General features: G+C 63.7%; 18 protein-coding genes, 2 tRNA genes and 3 pseudogenes. 18 read left to right on the forward strand and 5 right to left on the reverse strand.

The annotated features are described in order from the left end of the window. Window positions 1-15: 15 nt before the first annotated feature. Window positions 16-153 carry a 50S ribosomal protein L34 gene (rpmH, locus tag OUO20_RS17350; RefSeq protein ID WP_003800212.1) on the reverse strand — a complete coding sequence of 46 codons (138 nt, stop codon included), beginning with the start codon at window positions 151-153 and terminating at the stop codon, window positions 16-18. Window positions 154-621: 468 nt separating this feature from the next. Between rpmH and dnaA the strand changes: the two genes are divergently transcribed. The 12 genes and pseudogenes from dnaA (at window position 622) to OUO20_RS17410 (ending at window position 13,873) form a co-directional block, all read left to right on the forward strand. Next, a complete protein-coding gene (gene dnaA / locus OUO20_RS17355) occupies window positions 622-2,043 on the forward strand; it encodes a chromosomal replication initiator protein DnaA (protein WP_018769876.1) in 1,422 nt (473 codons plus the stop codon). 537 nt (window positions 2,044-2,580) lie between these two features. After that, window positions 2,581-3,704, forward strand: a pseudogene (gene dnaN / locus OUO20_RS17360) (DNA polymerase III subunit beta). Window positions 3,705-3,817: 113 nt separating this feature from the next. After that, the gene (gene gnd, locus OUO20_RS17365) at window positions 3,818-4,702 is read left to right on the forward strand and encodes a phosphogluconate dehydrogenase (NAD(+)-dependent, decarboxylating) (protein ID WP_018769878.1); all 885 of its coding nucleotides are present in this window, start codon (window positions 3,818-3,820) and stop codon (window positions 4,700-4,702) included. A gap of 45 nt (window positions 4,703-4,747) precedes the next feature. After that, on the forward strand, window positions 4,748-5,953 hold the full coding sequence (gene recF / locus OUO20_RS17370; RefSeq protein ID WP_056392326.1) for a DNA replication/repair protein RecF: 1,206 nt from the start codon (window positions 4,748-4,750) through the stop codon (window positions 5,951-5,953). Further along, window positions 5,943-6,496, forward strand: a pseudogene (locus OUO20_RS17375) (DUF721 domain-containing protein). Before recF ends, OUO20_RS17375 begins: the two are co-directional and overlap by 11 nt. A gap of 378 nt (window positions 6,497-6,874) precedes the next feature. Beyond that, on the forward strand, window positions 6,875-8,959 hold the full coding sequence (gyrB, locus tag OUO20_RS17380) for a DNA topoisomerase (ATP-hydrolyzing) subunit B (RefSeq protein WP_326498048.1): 2,085 nt from the start codon (window positions 6,875-6,877) through the stop codon (window positions 8,957-8,959). 55 nt (window positions 8,960-9,014) lie between these two features. Further along, entirely contained in the window at window positions 9,015-11,693 is a 2,679-nt protein-coding gene (gene gyrA, locus OUO20_RS17385; protein ID WP_134164850.1) for a DNA gyrase subunit A, read from the forward strand. Further along, the gene (locus OUO20_RS17390; RefSeq protein WP_026265862.1) at window positions 11,686-12,357 is read left to right on the forward strand and encodes a DUF3566 domain-containing protein; all 672 of its coding nucleotides are present in this window, start codon (window positions 11,686-11,688) and stop codon (window positions 12,355-12,357) included. Before gyrA ends, OUO20_RS17390 begins: the two co-directional genes overlap by 8 nt. 97 nt (window positions 12,358-12,454) lie before the next feature. Then, a tRNA-Ile gene (locus OUO20_RS17395) sits at window positions 12,455-12,528 on the forward strand. A gap of 71 nt (window positions 12,529-12,599) precedes the next feature. Continuing rightward, window positions 12,600-12,716, forward strand: a complete 117-nt coding sequence (locus tag OUO20_RS17400) for a DLW-39 family protein (RefSeq protein ID WP_018769884.1) — start codon at window positions 12,600-12,602, stop codon at window positions 12,714-12,716. Between the two features lie 72 nt (window positions 12,717-12,788). Next, window positions 12,789-12,864 (forward strand) — tRNA-Ala (locus tag OUO20_RS17405). A gap of 82 nt (window positions 12,865-12,946) precedes the next feature. After that, a complete protein-coding gene (locus OUO20_RS17410; protein WP_134164849.1) occupies window positions 12,947-13,873 on the forward strand; it encodes a DMT family transporter in 927 nt (308 codons plus the stop codon). A gap of 1 nt (window position 13,874) precedes the next feature. Here OUO20_RS17410 and OUO20_RS17415 read toward each other — a convergent pair whose 3' ends face one another. Continuing rightward, window positions 13,875-14,750, reverse strand: a complete 876-nt coding sequence (locus OUO20_RS17415; protein ID WP_026265863.1) for a glycosyltransferase — start codon at window positions 14,748-14,750, stop codon at window positions 13,875-13,877. A gap of 169 nt (window positions 14,751-14,919) precedes the next feature. After that, complete coding sequence (locus OUO20_RS17420) at window positions 14,920-15,882, reverse strand: hypothetical protein (protein ID WP_144601133.1); 963 nt, start codon at window positions 15,880-15,882, stop codon at window positions 14,920-14,922. 155 nt (window positions 15,883-16,037) lie between these two features. Here OUO20_RS17420 and OUO20_RS17425 point away from each other — a divergent pair, with 155 nt between their 5' ends. From OUO20_RS17425 to OUO20_RS17435, 3 genes are all read left to right on the forward strand, one after another. After that, the gene (locus tag OUO20_RS17425; protein ID WP_018769888.1) at window positions 16,038-16,583 is read left to right on the forward strand and encodes a peptidylprolyl isomerase; all 546 of its coding nucleotides are present in this window, start codon (window positions 16,038-16,040) and stop codon (window positions 16,581-16,583) included. Window positions 16,584-16,592: 9 nt separating this feature from the next. Further along, complete coding sequence (locus OUO20_RS17430) at window positions 16,593-17,471, forward strand: rhomboid family intramembrane serine protease (RefSeq protein ID WP_144601132.1); 879 nt, start codon at window positions 16,593-16,595, stop codon at window positions 17,469-17,471. Window positions 17,472-18,011: 540 nt separating this feature from the next. Then, on the forward strand, window positions 18,012-18,479 hold the full coding sequence (locus OUO20_RS17435) for a carboxymuconolactone decarboxylase family protein (protein WP_144601131.1): 468 nt from the start codon (window positions 18,012-18,014) through the stop codon (window positions 18,477-18,479). 231 nt (window positions 18,480-18,710) lie between these two features. Here the strand turns inward: OUO20_RS17435 and OUO20_RS17440 are convergent, their stop codons facing one another. Then, window positions 18,711-19,316, reverse strand: coding sequence for a DNA-3-methyladenine glycosylase I (locus OUO20_RS17440; RefSeq protein WP_018769891.1), 606 nt, complete (start codon window positions 19,314-19,316; stop codon window positions 18,711-18,713). Window positions 19,317-19,350: 34 nt separating this feature from the next. Further along, window positions 19,351-19,601 (reverse strand): annotated as a pseudogene (locus tag OUO20_RS17445) (cell division protein CrgA). Between the two features lie 173 nt (window positions 19,602-19,774). On the opposite strand from OUO20_RS17445, the gene OUO20_RS17450 reads away from it, so the two are divergent. Genes OUO20_RS17450 through OUO20_RS17460 form a run of 3 tightly spaced genes read left to right on the forward strand, consistent with a single transcriptional unit; the run spans window position 19,775 to window position 21,380 of the window. Next, the gene (locus OUO20_RS17450) at window positions 19,775-20,569 is read left to right on the forward strand and encodes a class E sortase (RefSeq protein ID WP_268002247.1); all 795 of its coding nucleotides are present in this window, start codon (window positions 19,775-19,777) and stop codon (window positions 20,567-20,569) included. Window positions 20,570-20,571: 2 nt separating this feature from the next. Further along, window positions 20,572-20,742 (forward strand): hypothetical protein, encoded by a 171-nt coding sequence (locus OUO20_RS17455; protein ID WP_018769894.1) that lies wholly within the window; start codon window positions 20,572-20,574, stop codon window positions 20,740-20,742. Continuing rightward, window positions 20,739-21,380: an aminodeoxychorismate/anthranilate synthase component II gene (locus tag OUO20_RS17460; protein WP_268002248.1), complete on the forward strand. Its 642-nt coding sequence runs from the start codon at window positions 20,739-20,741 to the stop codon at window positions 21,378-21,380. Before OUO20_RS17455 ends, OUO20_RS17460 begins: the two co-directional genes overlap by 4 nt. Window positions 21,381-21,420: the final 40 nt, after the last annotated feature.

Consider the following 21,420-nt stretch of genomic DNA (forward strand, 5'->3'; position numbering starts at 1 on the left):
CGACAAGCCAGTTATCTAGGCCGACAGTTCGGTGCGGCCCTTGCCACGACGGGCTGCCAGGATGGCACGGCCGGCACGGGTACGCATACGAAGGCGGAAGCCGTGCTTCTTGGCTCGACGGCGGTTATTCGGCTGAAAAGTCCGCTTGCTCACGTTAGTTACTCCAGTGGATCAAAGGTGCGCCCACCCGATCAGTATGGGGAAGAACTGGCCGACGCTAAGTTTTGTATATGCACGCTTCCCCCGGCTGTCCGGACGCACTGCGCCTGGAGAGTTCAGATGGGGCCAAAAAGCGGACACAAAGGACTTCACAACGTTAGGGCAATCTGCAGGCCGGAGTCAAACCGGAAGGCGCCTTGGCGGCTGTCCCCAGCTGTGCCTAAGTATCCCCAACAGCCTGTGGATGAAGTGGCTCACAGGGGCGTTCCGAGAACCACAACAGTGTAATTATCCACAGCCGGATAGCCAGCTATCTTCTAGGCTTTTCATCCCCTAGAGTGTCCCAGTAGCCGATTATCCACGGACTGTGCATAACCCTGTGGATTAAGTGGGGCCAGCACCCTGGTTCCGGACTTGGGCTGCAGGCAATGCAGGCAAAGCAAGTTTTGAGGGAACCGATTGATGACAGTAGACGAAGCCAACCACGCCAATACTGTCGGAAGTTCCTGGCGCCGGGTTGTCAGCCTGCTGGAACAGGACCACCGCGTATCACCCCGCCAGAGGGGCTTTGTCATCCTTGCCCAGGCGCAGGGGCTCATCGGTTCCACCCTCCTGGTGGCCGTGCCCAATGAACTCACCCGGGAAGTGCTGCAGACCCAGGTCAAGGACGCCCTGGACGATGCCCTGCACAACGTCTTCTCCGAGGACATCCGCTGCGCCATCGACGTCGACACGGATCTGGTTCCCATCCATGAGGAGCCTGAGCCCGTCGTCGAGCCCGCCTACGCACCTGACCAGCTGATCGAGCAGAAGCCGCAGCCCATGCTGCCCAGCACGTCGCATGAATTCGGCCGGCTGAACCCCAAGTACGTCTTCGACACCTTCGTGATCGGTTCCTCGAACCGCTTTGCCCACGCAGCCGCCGTCGCTGTCGCCGAAGCTCCTGCCAAGGCGTACAACCCGCTCTTCATCTACGGTGACTCCGGACTGGGTAAGACCCACCTCCTGCACGCAATCGGCCACTACGCCCGGCGGCTCTACAGCGGGATCCGTGTGCGCTACGTCAACTCCGAAGAGTTCACCAACGACTTCATCAACTCCATCCGTGACGACGAGGGCGCCAGCTTCAAGACCACGTACCGGAACGTGGACGTGCTGCTCATTGACGACATCCAGTTCCTGGCGGGCAAGGACCGGACGCTGGAGGAGTTCTTCCACACATTCAACTCGCTCCACAACAACAACAAGCAGGTAGTCATCACCTCGGACCAGCCGCCCAAGCTGCTGGCAGGGTTCGAGGACCGCATGAAGTCCCGGTTTGAGTGGGGCCTGCTGACGGACATCCAGCCGCCGGAACTCGAAACCCGTATCGCCATCCTCCGCAAGAAGGCACTGAGCGAGGGCTTGTCGGCACCGGATGATGCCCTGGAGTACATCGCTTCCAAGATTTCCAGCAATATCCGCGAGCTTGAAGGTGCCCTGATCCGGGTAACGGCCTTCGCAAGCCTGAACCGCCAGCCCGTGGACGTGGCACTTGCCGAAATGGTCCTGAAGGACCTGATTACCGACGACGGCGCGCAGGAGATCACGTCCGCCCAGATCCTCCAACAGACGGCGGACTACTTCAAGCTCAGCATGGAAGAACTGTGCAGCAAGTCCCGGACCCGGACACTGGTCACCGCCCGGCAGATCGCCATGTACCTCTGCCGGGAGCTGACTGACATGTCGCTTCCCAAGATCGGGCAGGAACTTGGCGGCCGCGATCATACGACGGTCATCCACGCCGACCGGAAGATCCGCGAACTGATGGCCGAACGCCGTGTGATTTACAACCAGGTGACAGAGCTGACCAACCGGATCAAACAGCAACAGCGCGACTCCTGAATCCACACCGCCCCCGGCACTCCATACCTTATTAACAGGGGCATGTGGATAAGCCTGTGGATAGTTAAGGGGACAAGCGCGGTTAATGGGCTTAAAACCCTTAAGCCGTCTGTGGATCGTTAAAAACCGGCCTTCACGTTGTCCCCATCCACACCCTGTTTAAAACCCAGTTAACGCACAGTCCGTGAACAGGCCTTAACCGCGGAACGGTGGGGCAGGACAGGGTTATCCACAGTTTCCACAGCAGTTATTAACACTACGAATCCCAAAAAATTGAATTCCCTCAAACAACAAGATCGATCCGGACGCCCGGCGAGGGGCCTGCCGGCCCCAAAGCGGGCCGGGCTGTACACCGGGGGATGGGTTAATCGAGGATCTTCCGGCTAAGCTGTCAGCAGCGCTCCCATCCCTGGGTTTCTGCGTGGTTGCGAGCTCGACGAACCATGCACCAGCCAGGGTGCGCCCCACTTCTTCCGGAGTTTCCCTGCGAAATTCCCGGGTTTACCTGGCAGCAGCAATGAAAGGCGGCACCCTTCCGTGAAGTTCAGAGTCGATCGGGACGTCCTGGCAGAAGCCGTCACCTGGACAGCCCGCTCGTTGTCTCCGCGGCCGCCGGTGCCTGTCCTCTCCGGCCTGCTGTTGAAGGCTGAAGCGGGAACGGTCAGCCTCTCCAGCTTCGATTACGAGACCTCGGCACGGCTTGAAATCACGGCGGACATCAGGGACGAAGGAACCATCCTCGTGTCGGGCCGCCTGCTCGCCGACATCTGCCGCAGCCTGCCTTCCGCTCCGGTGGATGTCGAAACGGATGGCAACAAAGTCACGCTCACCTGCCGCCGAAGCAGCTTCCACCTGGCCACCATGCCCGAAGCCGAGTACCCCCGCTGCCTGCCCTGCCGGCCATCAGTGGAACCGTTCCGGGCGACGCCTTTGCCCAGGCCGTTTCCCAGGTCATCATCGCTGCGAGCAAGGACGACACCCTCCCCATCCTCACCGGCGTGCGGATGGAGATCGAAGACGACCTGATAACGCTTCTGGCAACGGACCGGTACCGGCTCGCCATGCGCGAAGTACCGTGGAAGCCGGTTACCCCGGGCATCTCCACCAGTGCCCTGGTCAAGGCCAAGACCCTCAACGAGGTGGCCAAGACGCTGGGCAACAGCGGTGACATCAACCTGGCCCTGTCCGACGACGACAGCCGGCTTATCGGCTTCGAAAGCGGCGGCCGCACCACAACGTCACTGCTGGTGGACGGTGACTACCCGAAAATCCGTTCGCTGTTCCCGGAGTCCACGCCCATCCACGCCACCGTCCAGACGCAGGAACTGGTGGAGGCCGTCCGGCGCGTCTCGCTCGTGGCCGAACGCAACACCCCGGTCCGGCTTGCTTTCACCTCAGGCCTGCTGAACCTGGACGCAGGCACCGGTGAGGACGCCCAAGCCTCCGAGGAGCTGGAGGCCCAGCTTTCCGGTGACGACATCACGGTTGCCTTCAACCCGCATTACCTGATTGAAGGCCTCAGCGTCATTGAGACCAAGTTCGTCCGTTTCTCCTTCACCACGGCGCCCAAGCCGGCCATGATCACGGCCCAGGCAGACGCCGACGGCGAGGACCAGGATGACTACCGCTACCTGGTGATGCCGGTCCGCCTTCCCAACTAGTCCCCATCGGCCGCCACCCCCGCCCCGCAAGCCCGGCCACGGAACCCTGGCGGCGTGGGCGCACGCAGTTGGGCTACACATCCCCCACCAGCGCAGAAAAGAGAACCCGCATAATGCACATTGGACTGATTGGCCTTGGCAAAATGGGATTCAACATGCGCGAGCGGCTGCGCAAAGGTGGCGTGGAGGTCACCGGCTATGACCGGAACCCGGACGTCACTGATGCCGCCAGCGTCGATGACCTGATCGCTGCCGTCCCGGTGCCCAGGATTATTTGGGTGATGGTGCCGTCGGGGGCCATCACGGACGCGGTAATCAGCGAACTCAGTGAAAAACTGGAACAGGGCGACCTGGTCATCGACGGCGGGAACTCCCGGTTCACCGAAGACCAGAAACACGGCGAACTGCTTGCCGCCAAGGGGATCCGCTTTGCGGACTGCGGCGTCTCGGGCGGAGTCTGGGGCCTGCAGAACGGCTATGGACTGATGGCCGGCGGTGACGCCGCCGACATCGAACGCGCACTGCCCGTCTTTGACGCCCTGCGCCCCGAGGGCGAACGGGCGGACAGTTTCGTCCACGTGGGCGGCATCGGTGCCGGCCATTACGCCAAGATGGTCCACAACGGAATCGAGTACGGCCTGATGCAGGCATATGCCGAAGGCTACGAACTGCTCGCGGCCAAGGACATCGTCACCGACCTGCCCGGCACCTTCCGGGCATGGCAGAAGGGAACGGTGGTCCGCTCGTGGCTGCTGGACCTCATGGTCAAGGCACTTGACGAGGACCCGGGACTGTCCTCGATCGACGACTACGTGGAGGACTCGGGCGAGGGCCGATGGACCGTGGAAGAGGCCATTGCCAACGCAGTGCCCGCTCCGGCCATCACCGCCGCGCTGTTCGCCCGGTTCGCATCGCGCGAAGACACCTCTCCTGCCATGAAGATGGTTTCCGCGCTCCGCCACCAGTTTGGCGGCCACGCAACCCGTCCCGCCAAGTAGCACCCACCGGGAACCAGCAGCGTTCCCAGAATTGCCGAAAACCGCGTGTACCTGGAACACCTTTCACTGACCGACTTCCGCAGTTACGCCCAGGTTGACCTTGCCCTGGGCCCGGGCGTCACCGTCCTGGTGGGATACAACGGCATCGGCAAGACCAACCTCATGGAGGCCATCGGCTACCTGGCCACGCTCAGCTCGCACCGGGTGAGTTCCGATGCGCCGCTGCTGCGGTTCGGCACGGAGCGTGCCCTGGTGCGTGCCCGGCTGGTCCGCGGAACCCAGGTCACGGTCCTCGAGCTGGAAATCAATGCCGGCCGCGCCAACCGTGGCCGCATCAACCGCAGCAACCCGGTCCGTGCCCGCGATCTTCTCGGCATCTGCCAGACCGTCCTGTTCGCGCCGGAAGACCTGGCATTGGTCAAGGGCGATCCGTCCAACCGCCGCCGCTTCCTTGATGAGCTGCTGGCCAGCCTTATTCCGCATCATGCCGCCACCCGCAGTGACTACGACCGTGTCCTGAAACAGCGCAATGCCCTGCTGAAATCGGCCCGCGCCGGAAAATTCACCGCAGCGCATGAATCCACCCTCGACGTTTGGGACCAGCACATGGCCCGCGCCGGTGCGGAACTGTTGCACGCCCGGCTGGAGCTGGTGGAACGGCTCCGCCCGCACCTGGCCCGCGCCTATGCTGAGCTCACGGACGCCACCAAGCCCGCCGACGCCACCTACCGTTCAACGCTCCAGAACCAAATGGACGACGACGGCGTCCCGGCCGGCGGCGTGCAGCGCGCCGCTGCCGAGGGTACTTCGGACGGGCAGGATGACCTGCGACTTCTCTCGGTGGAACAACTCACGGAACGGTATGTCCAGGCCTTTGCGGAGTCGCGGAAGAAGGAACTGGAACGGGGCATATCGCTGGTCGGGCCGCACCGTGACGAACTGGAGCTGATGCTGGGCCAGGCGCCGGCCAAGGGGTATGCCTCGCATGGGGAAACATGGTCCATGTGCCTGTCGCTCCGGCTGGCCTCGTACTACGTGATGCTGGACGATGCCCGGACCGGAGGCTCGGCGCCCATCCTCATCCTGGACGATGTGTTTGCCGAACTTGATGTCCAGCGGCGGCGTAAACTGGCGGCAATAGTCTCCGGCGCGGAACAGGTCCTGGTGACCGCCGCCGTCGACGCCGATATTCCGGAAGAGCTGTCCGGGCGGCGGGTGAAGGTCATCCCGGGAGGTATCGATGAGCACTGAGCAGGGCGGCGGGCCGCAGCCCGGCCGCGAGCCTGACAACATCGATGCCCCGCAGGCTGCGCTGAACCGGATGCGCGAAGCCGCGGCCGCGCGCGGTGAAGTCCGGCGCAGGGTGGCCCGGCCTGGTTCGCAGAAGGCCAAGGGCGGTATCCGTGACACGCGCGGCTTCAGCCAGTTCCACTCCACGGGCCGCGACCCCCTGGGCCTGGGAAAAGTTGTTGGCCGGCTGGTGGCAGAGCGCGGCTGGACGTCACCGGTGGCCGTCGGTTCCGTCATGGCGGAGTGGGCCACACTGGTGGGGCCGGAAATCTCGGCCCACTGCACTCCCGAAAGCTTTACCGACACCACACTCCACGTGCGGTGTGATTCCACTGCCTGGGCCACGCAGCTGCGGCTTTGAGCAGCAGCCTCCTCGATAAATTCCGCCGGGAACTGGGCGACGGCGTGGTGACCAGCATCCAGGTACTCGGCCCCTCGGCACCCAGCTGGCGCAAGGGTGGACGCAGCGTCAACGGCCGTGGGCCGCGGGACACGTACGGATAGCCGGCACCCAGCTCTTGAAACTGCGCCCGAGGGCGTGTAGGGCGCTGTAAGGACCGCAGCGTGTATAGGCACCCGGAGGGCGTACCGCGGGGCCGCCCTAGGCGGGACCCAGAGCCTCGGAGGGCCATGTTCACTGGCGGCGAAGGCCCTCCGAATGCAGGGATCTGGACCTGTTCGCGGTAGAATCGATGCAGATAACTGGGCGCGGATGAAACGTTGACACCAGTCCGTTCTCCGCGCGCTATCCGCGTGCGGAGCGTGGAGCACAAACCGTCAACAAGTCACCGGCGCCATAAGTTTGTGCCTGTTGGCGGGTGGCTTTTCCCTGGGAAAAGAAACCGGCCGGCCATCATCGAGAACAGAGGAGTCGCAGCGCCTGTGGCTAACGACAATACAGATATTCTGGCAGCAGATACAGCAGTCGAGGATGGCCGCACCCCTGATACCCCGGCTGCGCCCAGCACCCAAAGGGAATACGGCGCCAGCGATATCACTGTGCTTGAAGGCCTCGAAGCTGTCCGCAAGCGTCCCGGCATGTACATCGGCTCCACAGGGCCCCGCGGCCTGCACCACCTGGTCTATGAAGTGGTGGACAACTCGGTGGATGAGGCGCTGGCCGGCTACTGCAGCCATATCGAGGTGGTCCTTCAGGCCGACGGCGGCGTGAAGGTGGTGGACGACGGACGCGGCATTCCCGTGGACATGCACCCCACTGAACATAAGCCCACCGTCGAGGTGGTCATGACCATCCTGCACGCCGGCGGCAAGTTCGGCGGCGGCGGTTATGCCGTCTCCGGTGGCCTGCACGGTGTCGGCATTTCCGTGGTCAACGCCCTCTCCAGCCGCGTGGACACCGAAGTGCGGCGCCAGGGGCACGTATGGCGGATGTCGTTTGCCGACGGCGGCAAGCCCCAGGGCAGCCTGGTGAAGGGCGAGGAGACGGACGCCACCGGCACCACCCAGACCTTCTACCCCGATCCTGCGATCTTTGAATCCACCGAGTTCGATTTCGAGACGCTCCGCGCCCGTTTCCAGCAGATGGCCTTCCTGAACAAGGGCCTGCGTATCACCTTGACGGACGAGCGCACGGCAGCCGACGACTCGGACGGCGACCTGGACCTCGACGACCTCAGCACCGAGGGTGAGGTCAGCGCAGAGCACCGCACAGTGGTGTACCAGTACGACGAAGGCCTGCTGGACTACGTCAAGCACCTGAACTCGGGCAAGAAGGTGGAGGTTGTCCACGAAGATGTCATCGCCTTCGAAACCGAGGACACGGAACGCCGCATCGCCCTGGAAATGGCCATGCAGTGGACCAGCGCGTACTCCGAGAGCGTGCACACCTACGCCAACACCATCAACACCCACGAGGGCGGCACCCACGAAGAAGGTTTCCGCGCTGCCCTGACATCCCTCATCAACCGGTACGCCCGGGAGAAGGGCATCATCAAGGAGAAGGAAGACAACCTCACGGGTGACGACATCCGTGAGGGCCTCACCGCCGTCATCTCCGTCAAACTGGCTGAACCCCAGTTCGAAGGCCAGACCAAAACCAAGCTGGGCAACTCCGAGGTCAAGGGCTTCGTCCAGCGCGTTGTCACCGACGGCCTGGGCGACTGGCTGGAGCGCAACCCAGGCCCCGCCCGCGACGTCATCCGCAAGGCGATCTCCGCCGCCCAGGCAAGGATGGCAGCGCGCAAGGCCCGGGACAACGCCCGGCGCAAGAGCCCGCTGGAGTCCTTTGGCATGCCTGGCAAGCTTTCCGACTGCTCCTCCAAGGATCCGGAAAAGTGCGAGGTCTACATCGTGGAGGGTGACTCCGCCGGTGGTTCCGCCAAGCGCGGCCGCAACCCCGAGACACAGGCCATCCTGCCGCTGCGCGGCAAGATCCTGAACGTGGAACGCGCGCGCCTGGACAAGGCCCTGGGCAACGCGGAGGTCCAGTCCATGATCACCGCCTTCGGAACCGGCATCGGTGAGGACTTCGACCTCGCCAAGCTGCGGTACCACAAGATTGTGCTCATGGCAGATGCCGACGTGGATGGCCAGCACATCACCACCCTGCTGATGACCCTGCTGTTCCGCTACATGCGTCCCCTGATCGAGAACGGCTACGTGTACCTGGCGCAGCCGCCGCTGTACCGGATCAAATGGTCCAACGCGCCGCATGACTACGTCTACAGCGACCGCGAACGCGACACCAAGCTGGTGGCGGGACAGGCCGCCGGCCGCCGCATCCCCAAGGATAACGGCATCCAGCGCTACAAGGGCCTGGGCGAGATGGACTACACCGAGCTGTGGGACACCACCATGGATCCCGACCACCGCACGCTGCTGCAGGTGACCATGGACGATGCCCTTGCCGCCGACCAGATCTTCTCCGTCCTCATGGGCGAAGACGTGGAATCACGCCGCAACTTCATCCAGCAGAACGCCAAGGACGTCAGGTTCCTGGACATCTAAGGACCCGCTCCAAAGTATTCAGAACCAGACATATACCTGAAACGGAAAATAAAGAATGAGCGACGAAACCCCCGAGATTCCCGCCCCCGAGGCCGGGACTCCGGACACCGTTCTTGAAGGCGACGTGCTGATCGACCGTGTGGAACAGGTGGACCTGCAGACCGAAATGCAGCGTTCCTACCTGGACTACGCCATGGCCGTCATCGTGGGCCGTGCCCTTCCGGACGTCCGTGACGGCCTCAAGCCCGTGCACCGCCGAGTCCTGTACGCGATGTTCGACGGCGGCTACCGCCCCGACCGGTCCTTCAACAAGTGCGCCCGCGTGGTGGGCGAGGTCATGGGCCAGTACCACCCGCATGGCGACACCGCCATCTACGACGCCCTGGTCCGCCTCATCCAGGACTGGACCATGCGCTACCCGCTGGCCCTTGGCCAGGGCAACTTCGGTTCGCCCGGCAACGACGGCGCAGCGGCACCCCGGTACACCGAAACCAAGATGGCACCGCTCGCCATGGAAATGGTCCGGGATATCGACGAGGAAACCGTCGACTTCCAGGACAACTACGACGGCAAGAACCAGGAACCCACCATCCTGCCGGCAAGGTTCCCCAACCTGCTGGTGAATGGCTCCTCGGGCATTGCCGTTGGCATGGCCACCAACATCCCGCCGCACAACCTCCGGGAAGTTGCCGACGGCGTGCAGTGGTACCTGGCCAACCCCGGCGCCACCCGGGAAGAACTGCTCGAGGAACTGCTGGTGCGGGTCAAGGGCCCCGACTTCCCAACCGGCGCCACCATCCTGGGCCACAAGGGCATCGAGGACGCCTACCGGACCGGCCGCGGTTCGGTCACCATGCGCGCAGTGGTTGCGGTTGAGGAACTGCAGGGCCGCACCTGCCTGGTGGTCACGGAGCTCCCGTACCAGGCCAACCCTGACAACCTGGCCATCAAGATCGCCGAACTGGTCAAGGACGGCAAGATCTCAGGCATCGCCGACCTCCGGGACGAAACCTCCGGCCGCACCGGCCAGCGCCTGGTGATCGTCCTCAAGCGCGATGCAGTGCCCAAGGTGGTGCTCAACAACCTTTACAAACACACAGAGCTGCAGAGCAACTTCTCCGCCAACATGCTCGCCATCGTGGACGGCGTTCCGCGGACACTCAGCCTCGATGCGTTCATCCGGCACTGGGTAACCCACCAGATGGACGTCATTGCGCGCCGTACCCGTTACCGCCTGCGCAAGGCGGAAGAGGAAGCCCACATCCTCCGTGCCCTCCTTAAGGCACTGGACATGCTGGACGAGGTCATTGCCCTGATCCGTGCCTCCAACACCACCGAAGCCGCACGCGACGGATTGATGGAACTGCTGGATATCGACGAGCTGCAGGCCCGGGCCATCCTGGACATGCAGCTGCGGCGCCTGGCCGCCCTGGAACGCCAAAAGATCCAGGACCGGCACGCCGAACTTGAAGCCCTGATCGAGGAGTACAACGCGATCCTGGGCTCCGAGCAGCGCCAGCGCGAGATCATCAGCGTCGAACTGGGCGAAATCGTTGACAAGCACGGTGACGACCGCCGGACCAAGATCCTGATGGGCTTTGATGGCGACATGTCCATGGAGGACCTCATCCCCGAAGAGGAGATGGTGGTCACCATCACCCGCGGCGGCTACGTCAAGCGCACCCGCAGCGACAACTACCGGTCGCAGCAGCGCGGTGGCAAGGGTATCAAGGGTGCCCAGCTTCGGGGTGACGATGTAGTGGAACACTTCTTCGTGACCACCACCCACCACTGGCTGTTGTTCTTCACCAACCTGGGCCGGGTCTACCGTGCCAAGGCGTACGAGTTGATGGAAGCGGGCCGGGATGCCAAGGGCCAGCACGTGGCCAACCTGCTGGCATTCCAGCCGGATGAGCACATTGCCCAGGTCCTTGACCTGAAGGACTACCAGCAGGCGCCGTACCTGGTCCTGGCCACCAAGAGGGGCCTGGTGAAGAAGACCAGGCTGGAGGACTATGACACCAACCGTTCCGCAGGCGTAATCGCCATCAACCTGCGCGACGGCGATGAACTGGTCTCCGCCCAGCTTGTGTCGGAAACCGACGACCTCTTCCTGGTGTCCCGCAAGGGCCAGTCCATCCGCTTCACCGCTACGGACGACGCGCTGCGCCCCATGGGACGTGCCACCTCGGGTGTGACCGGCATGAAGTTCCGTGAGGACGATGAACTCCTGGCTGCCGACGTGGTCACCGACGGCTCATTCGTGTTCGTCGTAACTGAGGGCGGCTACGCCAAGCGTACGGCCGTGGAGGAATACCGCCTCCAGGGCCGCGGCGGCCTGGGCATCAAGGTGGGCAAGTACCAGGAAGAGCGCGGGCACCTCGTGGGGGCGCTCATTGTCCAGGAGGAGGATGAAGTCCTGGTGGTCATGGAGGGCGGCAAGGTTGTCCGCTCCTCCGTTGCCGGTGTCCCGGCCAAGGGCCGTGACACCATGGGCGTCATCTTCGCCAAGCCGGACAAGAACGACCGGATCATTGAGGTGGCACGCAACAGCGAACGCGGTCTTGAGGACGAGGAATCCTCGGGGGATGACGTAACGTTGGCTGAAGATGGCGGGACCGCTGGGGAATCCGCCGAGCCAGCAGTGGTAGAAGAATCACCGGCCGTTGAGTCAGAGGACGCCTCGGGCGACGCTGAGCCGAACGAAGACAACACGGAGGTAACGAGTGAGTAATTCCGACTCATTTCCCAAGCCGAACAGTACTGTTCCCGACGGGAACCGGCCTGCAGGGGCTCCCCGCGTGAACGCCCCCGTACGTCCGCAGCAGCGGCCGGCAGCCCCTGCCGGCGCTCCCGGCCAGCGACCTGCTGTCCCGGGCCAGCGGCCGCAGCAGGGAGACCGTCCCGCGCAGCCCGGCCAGCGCCCCTTCCAGGGCCCTCAGGGGCAGCGCCCGGCACCGGCGGGGCAGCGTCCCGCCCAAGGGGCCCCGGGCCAGGGGACGCCCGGCCTGGTCAAGCCGGCGCCGAAGGCCAAGGTCCGCCGGGCCCGTCTTCTGATCAGCAAGGTGGACCCGTGGTCCGTCCTGAAGATGGCGTTCCTGCTCTCCGTGGCCCTGGGAATCGTTACCGTGGTGGCCGCCATTGTCCTCTGGACTGTCCTGGACCTGACCGGGATCTTCGACCAGGTGGACAGCCTGCTCGGTACGCTCGCAGGTTCTGAAAGCGGCGGCTTCGAACTGAAGAAGGTGGCCTCACTGGGACAGGTCGCCTCGTTCGCCACCATCATTGCCGTGGTCAACGTCGTCCTGTTGACGGCGCTGTCCATGCTGTCAGCTGTCCTCTACAACATTTCTGCCACCCTGGTGGGCGGCATTGGCGTTACCCTCACCGACGACTAGGAAGCCATTTCCGCCGGCCCAAAACCGGCGGAAAGGCCCGATTTGAGATCGGGCCGGGGTGTGCTGTAAAGTCATGTCTCGGCCCGATGAGGGATCGGGGCGTATAGCTCAGGCGGTTAGAGCGCTTCGCTGATAACGAAGAGGTCCCAGGTTCAAGTCCTGGTACGCCCACGGAACCTGTGCAGGTTTCAAACAAGGGTCAGGGATGGATTCATCCATTACCTGGCTGGAACGGGGAGCATGTGAAGAAGTTGCTTGTACTGGCAGCGGCAATCGCAGGCATCCTGGTCTACCGGAAAGCACAGGAATCCGAAGCCCGGAAAACAGTCTGGAGCAAGTCAACCGATACGGTGGATTAGCCCGGGAGCCCGCACCGGGAGCCTGTCAGGGGCTCCACGGTTCTAGGGTATGATTGACGGGTTGCTTCTTATGGGGGCATGGCGCAATTGGTAGCGCACCTGCTTTGCAAGCAGGGGGTTCGGGGTTCGAGTCCCCGTGCCTCCACCATAAGGAAGTCCCGGTCAGCGGAAACGCTGGCCGGGACTTTTCGCTTTCCATCTCTGTCAGGGACGAGCTTCAGGGGGTTGCCGTGAATCTGATCATCGCGGCCCTCGGCGTTCTCGGCGTCGCCTCATCGGGCCCCCTGATAGCGGCCACACTTGGCGCAACCAGCGTCAGCGCCCTGGCCATTGCCTTTTGGCGGAACGCCATCGGAGCGGCCGTCATGGCCACGCCCACCCTGGTCCGGGAGCCCCGCCAGTTCGGCAGGATTTCCCGCCGCGAGTTCGGCTGGTCGTCCCTGGCCGCGGTCGCCCTCGCACTGCACTTTGCCTGCTTCATCACTTCCCTGCAGCTCACCTCCGTAGCCGCTGCAACAGCCCTGGTCTGCCTGCAGTCGGCCTGGATTGCGGTCCTCCAGCTCTTCCGCGGCACCCGGCACCGCTGGCAGGTCCTGGCCGGTCTGGGCATCGCCTTCGGCGGGGTCGTTGCCATCACCGGCTTCGACCTCGGAACCTCACCGCAGGCACTCACGGGAGACCTGCTGGCGGTGGCCGGTGGCGCACTGGCAGGCCTCTACACCCTGGCCGGGGGCAAGGCGCGGCAAAGCATGACCACCGGAACCTACACCACGCTTTGCTACGGGATGTGCGCCGCCCTCGTGGCAGGACTGGCGCTGTTCGCCGGCCAACCCCTGGCCGGGTTCGAGCCCGCAGGCTGGCTGGGAATCGCAGCCATCACCGTCTGTGCGCAGCTGGTGGGCCACACCGCATTCAACCACCTGCTGGCCACCATGAGCCCGCTCATCGTCTCCATGATCATCCTCCTGGAGATCCCCGGCGCAGCGCTGCTGGCTGCCGTGTTCCTGCACGAGACCCTGCCGGCCGGCACGTACGCCGGACTCGGCCTGATCCTGGCTGGACTCGCCGTCGTGGTCCTGGGCCAGAGGGCCGCAATGGCAACGCGGCGCGGAACGGCCCCGCCGCCGGACCGGCTCGCGGAGTTGGGGACGGACTGAGCTACTGCCCGCCGCGGCGCACGGGCTGGGCTGTGTTGACCGTGTGGATGGCCCGGAGGAGCTTGGCCGGGAAATATACCGAGAAGAAGACCACCATGGGGGCCTTCAACGCCATCTTCCTGACATTGTGGGCTTTATAGGTCCGGTCAAAACGGGTGACGTAGTAGCGGTAGTCGCGCGGGGAATCCTCCAGCCGGCGTGCCGACATCCCGGACACCATTTGCGGCCAGTACCGCACCGGAAGCTCATGATCGGCCAGGTGCAGGGACAAATCGATGTCCTCGTGCATTTCGTCCTTTTCGTCGCGGCAGGTCTCGGAGCGGATGGTCTCCCAGGCACTGGCACGCAGGGCCATATTGGAGCCGAACAGGAAATGGTACTGGTGCTTGGCCAGCTTGAGCATCAGCTGGCGCATTTTGTCGTCGGCCTTGAGCCCAAAGCGGCGCATCGGCATGTCGTAGTACACCACAGGGCCCGTGGCAGCCTGGACGGACCAGTCAGCGAAAGCCTTCTGGACCTGCTCAACCCAGTCCGGTTCCACGATGGAGTCCGCGTCAATGCGACCCAGGATGTCCCCGGTGGCGCTGTCCAGACCGAAGTTCCGGGTGGGGATCAGTCCCTGCTCCCGGTCCTGGCTCAGCAGGATGATGGGACTTTCCGGGTACTCAAGCTGCATCTGGCGGACAATGTCGGCAGTGCGGTCTTTGGAAAGGTTGTCCACCACGATGATCTCGTGGGCGGGAACGGACTGGTAGATGGCAGCGATGAGGCACTGCCTGATCACGCTTTCCTCGTTGTAGGCCGGGATGACGATGGACACGCGGAGCTGTTCGGCTGCGTCGTTCAAGGCATCCCCAGAGGGTCGATTGGCTGGCATCACTACAAATCTAGCACCCGGGCCACCGCCTGCCTTATGCGGTGGCCGCGCTTCTGCGGCGGCCCGGGAGTCTGTGGAGGGCAGTCAGCAAAATCGGCGGGAGGAATGGCTCTGGTACGCAAAAGGGGCCCCGCGGTGAAACGGAGCCCCTTGGTGCGTTGCGGGAAAACTAGGCCTGGCTGCTGCCCTTGTCAGTCTCCGTGGCCGGCTTTGCGTCATCGGCTGTGCTCTTGGCAGCCTCCGAGGTGTCGGCGGCCACGTGCTTGGCCTTGTCAGCGGCGTCTGCGGACTTTTCAGTGGCCGTATCCGCTGCCTCACCTGCCTTCTCCGCTGCGGCGGCTGAGGCAGATCCGGCAGCAGAGGCAGCGCCGCCGGCAGCGTTTGCCGTGCTTTCCTTGACATCACTGACAGTGGTGGCGGGCACCGGGGCAGGAGTCGGCGTGACCGGTGAAGGAGTCTTCCAGGGGTCTTCCACAGGCTTGGATGCCTTCCACGCGGCGACACCGGCGGCAACGGCAGCAGCAACAACTCCGAAGACCAGCCAGCCGCGCTTCTTGGGCTTTTCGGGCTGGGCCAGCTGGAGTTCAGCGGCACGGCCGGCACCTGCTGCGGCTGCCTTCAGCTGTGCACCGGTTGCCTGGGCCTGTTCCTGGAGGGCGTGGATGATTCCCACATCGCCCAGCTTCTGTGCGACGGCATCCACCCGTGCCGGGGTGTTTTCCAGGGTGCGGTGGACTGCACCGGATGCCACGCCGATCTGGTCCGAAAGCTTGGGCAGGTATTCCACCACCACCCGGTCGCGCGCATTCAGGACAACGGGCGTGGCTTTGTCCAAAGCCTCGTGCAGCCTGGGTGACGCGCCTTCGACGACGTCATTGATCTTGGGGGCCAGCTGGGCCAGACCGTCCTGGATCCGGGGAGTCACGGTGGCAACACCGTCGGCCAGGGAGTGCGCCGCCGTCTTCAGGCCTTCCTGGATCTTGGGAGAAGCGGTATCCAGGCCGTGCTGCAGACGGGGAACAGCCCAGTCCACTGCAGCTTCCACCCGCGGCGCCGCCCAATCCTTGGCATTTTCCACCGCACTGGTGACCGACTGCTCAAGGTCACGGGTAATACGATCCGATTTCTTCACAACTACCTCCCGATTAATGTGACGGTTCTGTCGCTAGCCTACGTGCCCAGATCACCCCGGGCTATTCACTCTGCGGATTTTAGGGGGATTTCACCCAGCGCGGAACTGCCCCCGCAGCCGTGGCCGCAAATAACCGACATGGGAGAATGGGGCCTATGACTGCCATCGCAACTGCAAAAGCAACCATCCACACCAGCCTCGGCGACATCGTGGTTAACCTCTTCGGCAACCACGCGCCCAAGACTGTCAAGAACTTCGTTGGCCTTGCCACGGGTGAACAGGCATGGACCCACCCGGAAACCGGCGAGGACAAGACCGGCACCCCGCTCTACAACGGAACCATCTTCCACCGCATCATCAAGGACTTCATGATCCAGGCGGGCGACCCCCTGGGCCGTGGAACCGGTGGCCCCGGCTACCGCTTCGACGACGAAATCCACCCGGAGCTGAGCTTCAACCAGCCCTACAAGCTCGCCATGGCCAACGCGGGAATCCAGATGGGCAAGGGCACCAACGGTTCCCAGTTCTTCATCACCACCATTCCCACCGACTGGCTCCAGGGCAAGCACACCATCTTCGGTGAAGTGGCTGACGAGGAATCAAGGAAGGTCGTCGACGCCATTGAGGGTGTCCGCACCGGCATGGGCGACCGCCCGGTTGAAGACGTCACCATCAACAGCATCGACATCGAACAGCTGTAACACCCCAGCATGAGTTACGGAATTCCGTCGGCCGAGCCGTCCGCCCAGGTCCCGGTCTGTCCCCGGCACCCGGACCGGCCGTCCTACGTGCGCTGCCAGCGCTGCGGGCGCCCGGCATGCCCTGACTGCCAGCGGGCGGCCGCCGTCGGATTCCAATGCGTTGACTGCGTCAACGAAACAGGACGTTCGACGCCGGAAGTACGGACCGTCTACGGCGGCGCCGTTGCCACCGGCAAGCCATTGGCGACGTTCGGCATCATCGCGGCCTGCGTTGTTGTCTATGCACTGCAGATGCTCATCCCGGGCGACTTCGTATACAAGCAGTTCGCCTATAACAACATTTTTGTTGCCCCGCAGTACGGTGCTTTCGAGCCTTGGCGGATGCTCACATCAGCCTTCCTCCATTCCCCGGATTCGCTGCTGCACATCCTCCTTAACATGTATACGCTCTGGATTTTCGGCCAGGCCCTCGAACCCGTTCTGGGCCGCGTCCGGTTCCTGGCGCTGTACCTGATTTCAGCGGTTGGTGGTTCAGTCGGCTACCTGCTGCTCAATCCCGTGTTGGTGCCCGGCCAAGGGCTCGTGGGGCTGGTAGGTGCTTCCGGAGCCATCTTCGGCCTTTTCGGCGCCATGCTGTTGGTTCAACGGCAGCGCGGCGGCGACACCCGCCAGCTGTGGGTCCTGATTGCCATCAACGGCGTCATTGGATTCCTGATCCCCCACATCGCCTGGCAGGCCCACCTGGGCGGCCTCATTACGGGCGGACTGTGTGCGGCCGTCCTCGCCTACACTCCGCGCGGACGCCGCCAGGGTGTCATCCAGGCCCTGGGGATGGCGGCCGTGCTGGCCCTGCTCATCGCTGTGAGCTGGGTGCGGGTAACTCTCTAGGATCCCGCCCAAACCGCAACGGCACTCTGCCCCCGCCACCAATGGTGTCGGGGGCAGAGTTGTTTTCCACAAGGCTTATCCACAATGTTGGTAACTTACACAGCTGTAGTTCATATGCGCGTCCTCCCGTTTATGGCCTGCGTCCGGGGATGGGCTGGAAGGCTGCGCCACGTTCTCCACATCTGTGGATAACCTGTGGGGATATTGCTGTGTGTAAGTGGATAAGCAAGGGATTCCACGGAATTTTGTGGACAACTACGCACCGGCAGCGTCATATTGGCCCAGTGCACCACCCCGGAGGGGCGTTATCGACACCCTTATACACAGTGTTAATAACTGACAGAGGTGTAATTTCCGCGTTGGAAAACCCGCGGGAGTAGGCGCAACGCCCGGCGGCGGGAGGATTTCCACGGGCTTACCCACAGTTGTGGATAACTTGTGGGTATTGCGCTGTTGGTAAGTGGATAACATCCCCGGCGGGCTCTCCGCGTCCTGCCTATGATGGTTGCCTGCCAAGCCGTTCTATCGACAAGGACCCCCGTGAGCGTCACCGAGCATCTATACCTGGACAAACAGCACCCCGCTCTCTGGAAGTCAATCAGCAGCCTGGGCCTCAGGGTGCAGGAAGCAGCAGAGGAGGCTGGAATCGGGCGCGGCCTGCTGGAACTCCTCAACGTCCGGATCTCCCAGATCAACGGATGCGCCTACTGCCTGGACCTACACGTGCGAAAGGCGGGCGAGGCAGGGGAAACCCCGCAGCGGCTGGCAGTATTGCCCGCGTGGCGTGACACGGCCTTGTTCACCGGCAAGGAGCGGGCGGCCCTGGCGTTGGTGGAGAGCATCACTGAACTCCCGGACCAGCGGACGCAGGAGCATGCGGAGGCGGCCGCCCGCGAATGCCTCACGGCAGAGGAATTTTCGGCCGTGAGCTGGGTTGCGGTGACGATGAACGCATTCAACCGGGTTTCCATTACCAGCCACCATCCCGTCAAGCGGGACCGCCTGTAGCCTCCCGGACCCCCGGACCCCGCGGGTATCCACCGGACACGTAGGGATTATCCACAGGTATTCCACACTGTTAATAACCGCATCTGCCCGGCAGACTTAGCCTTATCAGCACGGCCCCGGGGGCCGGCCGCCACATCTGGAGCTGCCAGGGAGGCTTTTCCACAATGTGGATAACTTTCCCAACAATTGGGGATAACGGTGTGCCACGGACCGGTTCTGCCCCGACCGGCCTCACACCTGCCAGACGCCGGAAGATCCCCGCCGATGGCTCGCCAGGAGGTGGGTGTCCACGATTCCCACCGCCTCCATCAGGGCGAACATGGTGGTGGGTCCCACGAAGGAAAAGCCGCGCTTCCTAAGTGCCTTGGACAAGGCAATGGACTCTGCAGACTGGGTGGGAATCTCCGCGGCAACCCGGGGCTCCGGGGTGCTGTCCGGCCGGAAGCCCCAGACAAAGTCCACCAGGCCGCCGTCGTTCCGAAGCTCCAGGGTGGCCTGTGCGTTCTTAACCGTGGCAAGGATTTTCAGCCTGTTTCTGATGATGCCCGGATCCTGCAACAGCCGCTCCACGTCCGCGTTGCTGAACAGGGCCACAGCCTCCGGATCGAAGCCGGCAAAGGCGGCGCGGAACGCGGGGCGTTTGCGCAGGATGGTGGCCCATGAAAGCCCGGCCTGGAAGCCCTCCAGGCAGATGCGTTCATACAGGCCCTGCTCGTCGGTGACGGGCATGCCCCATTCCTGGTCGTAGTAGTTCCGCATGAGCGGGTCCGTCGCGGCCCACGCCGGCCGCGCGAGGCCATCCTCGCCGATAACTACGCCGGCGGATTCGGGAGCCACGGCAGTCCTCCCCGGAACAGTCGCGGGACGCCGCTCAGGAGCGCCAGCGGGTAGTCATCAGGAAGCCGACGATGGCAATGCCAAAGCCGGCAACGATGTTCCACGACTGCCAGGCCTGCACAGGGAAGCGTCCCTCGCTGATGTAGAACGTGATGATCCAGAAGAGGCCAATAATCATGAGTCCAAACATGACCGGCTTGAACCAGACGGGATTGGGCTTGTAAGCCTGGGGGAAGCCGGCTGGGCGGTGCTGGCGGTCTTCTTGCGAGGCTTTGACTCGGGCACTGGCTCTCCTTGGCGGGCTGGGCAAGACCGGCGCCCCGGGCTTGGTATCCTGCAAGAAGGAAATTTCCAGCGGTCTGCGCGATCTTGGTCAAATCTGGATTCTTACTAGCAGCCAATTCTAGCCGCAGTTGATGGGCAGCCGGTGCCCAGGGTAAACGCCCGGAGGAGAACGCGTGGTATTGCAGGAGAAGGCGGGGCCCGCCACTGCGCCCGCCCCCCGTCGTGCCCTGCTGCGCGGCACCATCCAGGTTCTGGGTGAGCTGTTGATAACCGCCGGCGTCATCCTCCTTCTCTTTGTGGCATGGCAGCTGTGGTGGACCAACGTCGAGTCCGATGCCAGGCAGAGCCAGGTCATCAAGGAATTCGCCCAGGACCTGGGCACTGCCGCCCCCGCTCCCGCACCAACTGCGCCCGCCGCGGCACCCGCCGCCGGTGAGGATTTTGGCAAGCCCGTGGTGGGTACCGCCCCCGGCCACGCGGGAACGATCGGCATCATGTACATCCCCCGGTTCGGCCCGGGCTACACCCGCCCCATTGTCGAGGGGACCAGCCAGGATGTCCTGGACACCCTGGGCCTTGGGCACTACGGCAACACGGCCATGCCCGGTGCGGTAGGCAACTTTGCGGTGGCTGGGCACCGCCAGACGCACGGTGCAGTGCTGGATAACATCCACACCCTGGTGCCCGGCGACAAGATCTACGTCCAGACCAAGGACGGTTATTACGTCTACGTCTTCCGGAACAACCAGATTGTGATGCCTTCGCGCACGGACGTCCTGGAACCGGTACCCACCCAGCCCGGCGCCACGCCCACCGAAGGCTACCTCACCATGACCAGCTGCAACCCCCGCTTCGGGGCGGAAGAACGCATCATCGCCTACGCCCTCCTGGACAGCTGGCGTCCGGCTGCAGCGGGCCCGCCGGCCGAAATCGCGGCGCAGGTTGCGGCAGCCACCGGAAGGAACTGACTGTGTACGCCTGGATTTTCCGCCACCTGCCCGGACCGCTCTGGCTCCGGATCTTCATCTCGCTGGTTCTGATCTTCATTGCCCTGGTATTGATGGTCCAGTTCCTGTTTCCCTGGATGTCCCATTTCACCCAATTCACCGACTCGACGATTGGTTCCACAGACCAGCCATGACCACAACCAAGATCCTTGTAGTGGATAACTACGACAGCTTTGTCTACACCCTGGTGGGCTACCTCCAGGAGCTGGGCGCCGAGACCACAGTTGTCCGGAATGACGACGTGACGCTGGCGGAGGCGATTGAGCTTGCCAGCACCCGCGACGGCGTCCTCATCTCCCCGGGTCCGGGTAATCCCTCTGAAGCGGGCATCTGCATCGAGCTGATCAAGTGGTGCGGCGAAAACAGCGTCCCCATGTTCGGCGTATGCCTGGGCCACCAGGCACTGGCCGAGGCCTTCGGCGGCAAGGTGACCCACGCCCCGGAACTCATGCACGGCAAGACGTCCCAGGTGGAGCACATCGGCACCAGCGTTTTCGCCGGACTCCCCTCCCCCATCACGGCCACCCGCTACCATTCCCTGGCCGCGGTCCGGGAGTCGATTCCTGACGTCCTGGAAGTCACCGCGCAGACCGCATCCGGCGTGGTCATGGGGCTGCAGCACCGGACCGCGCCCCTCTGCGGTGTGCAGTTCCATCCCGAATCGGTCCTTACCGAAGGCGGCTACCAGATGCTCGGCAACTGGCTGGAGTCCCTGGGCATGAAAGGCGCAGCCGCGCGGGCGGCGAAACTGAGCCCCCTCATCCAGCACTAGGCCGGCGCCCTCCACCAACCGAAAACAGGTCCAGGGAGGA

Source organism: Arthrobacter sp. FX8, assembly GCF_026723805.1.
GTDB lineage: Bacteria > Actinomycetota > Actinomycetes > Actinomycetales > Micrococcaceae > Arthrobacter.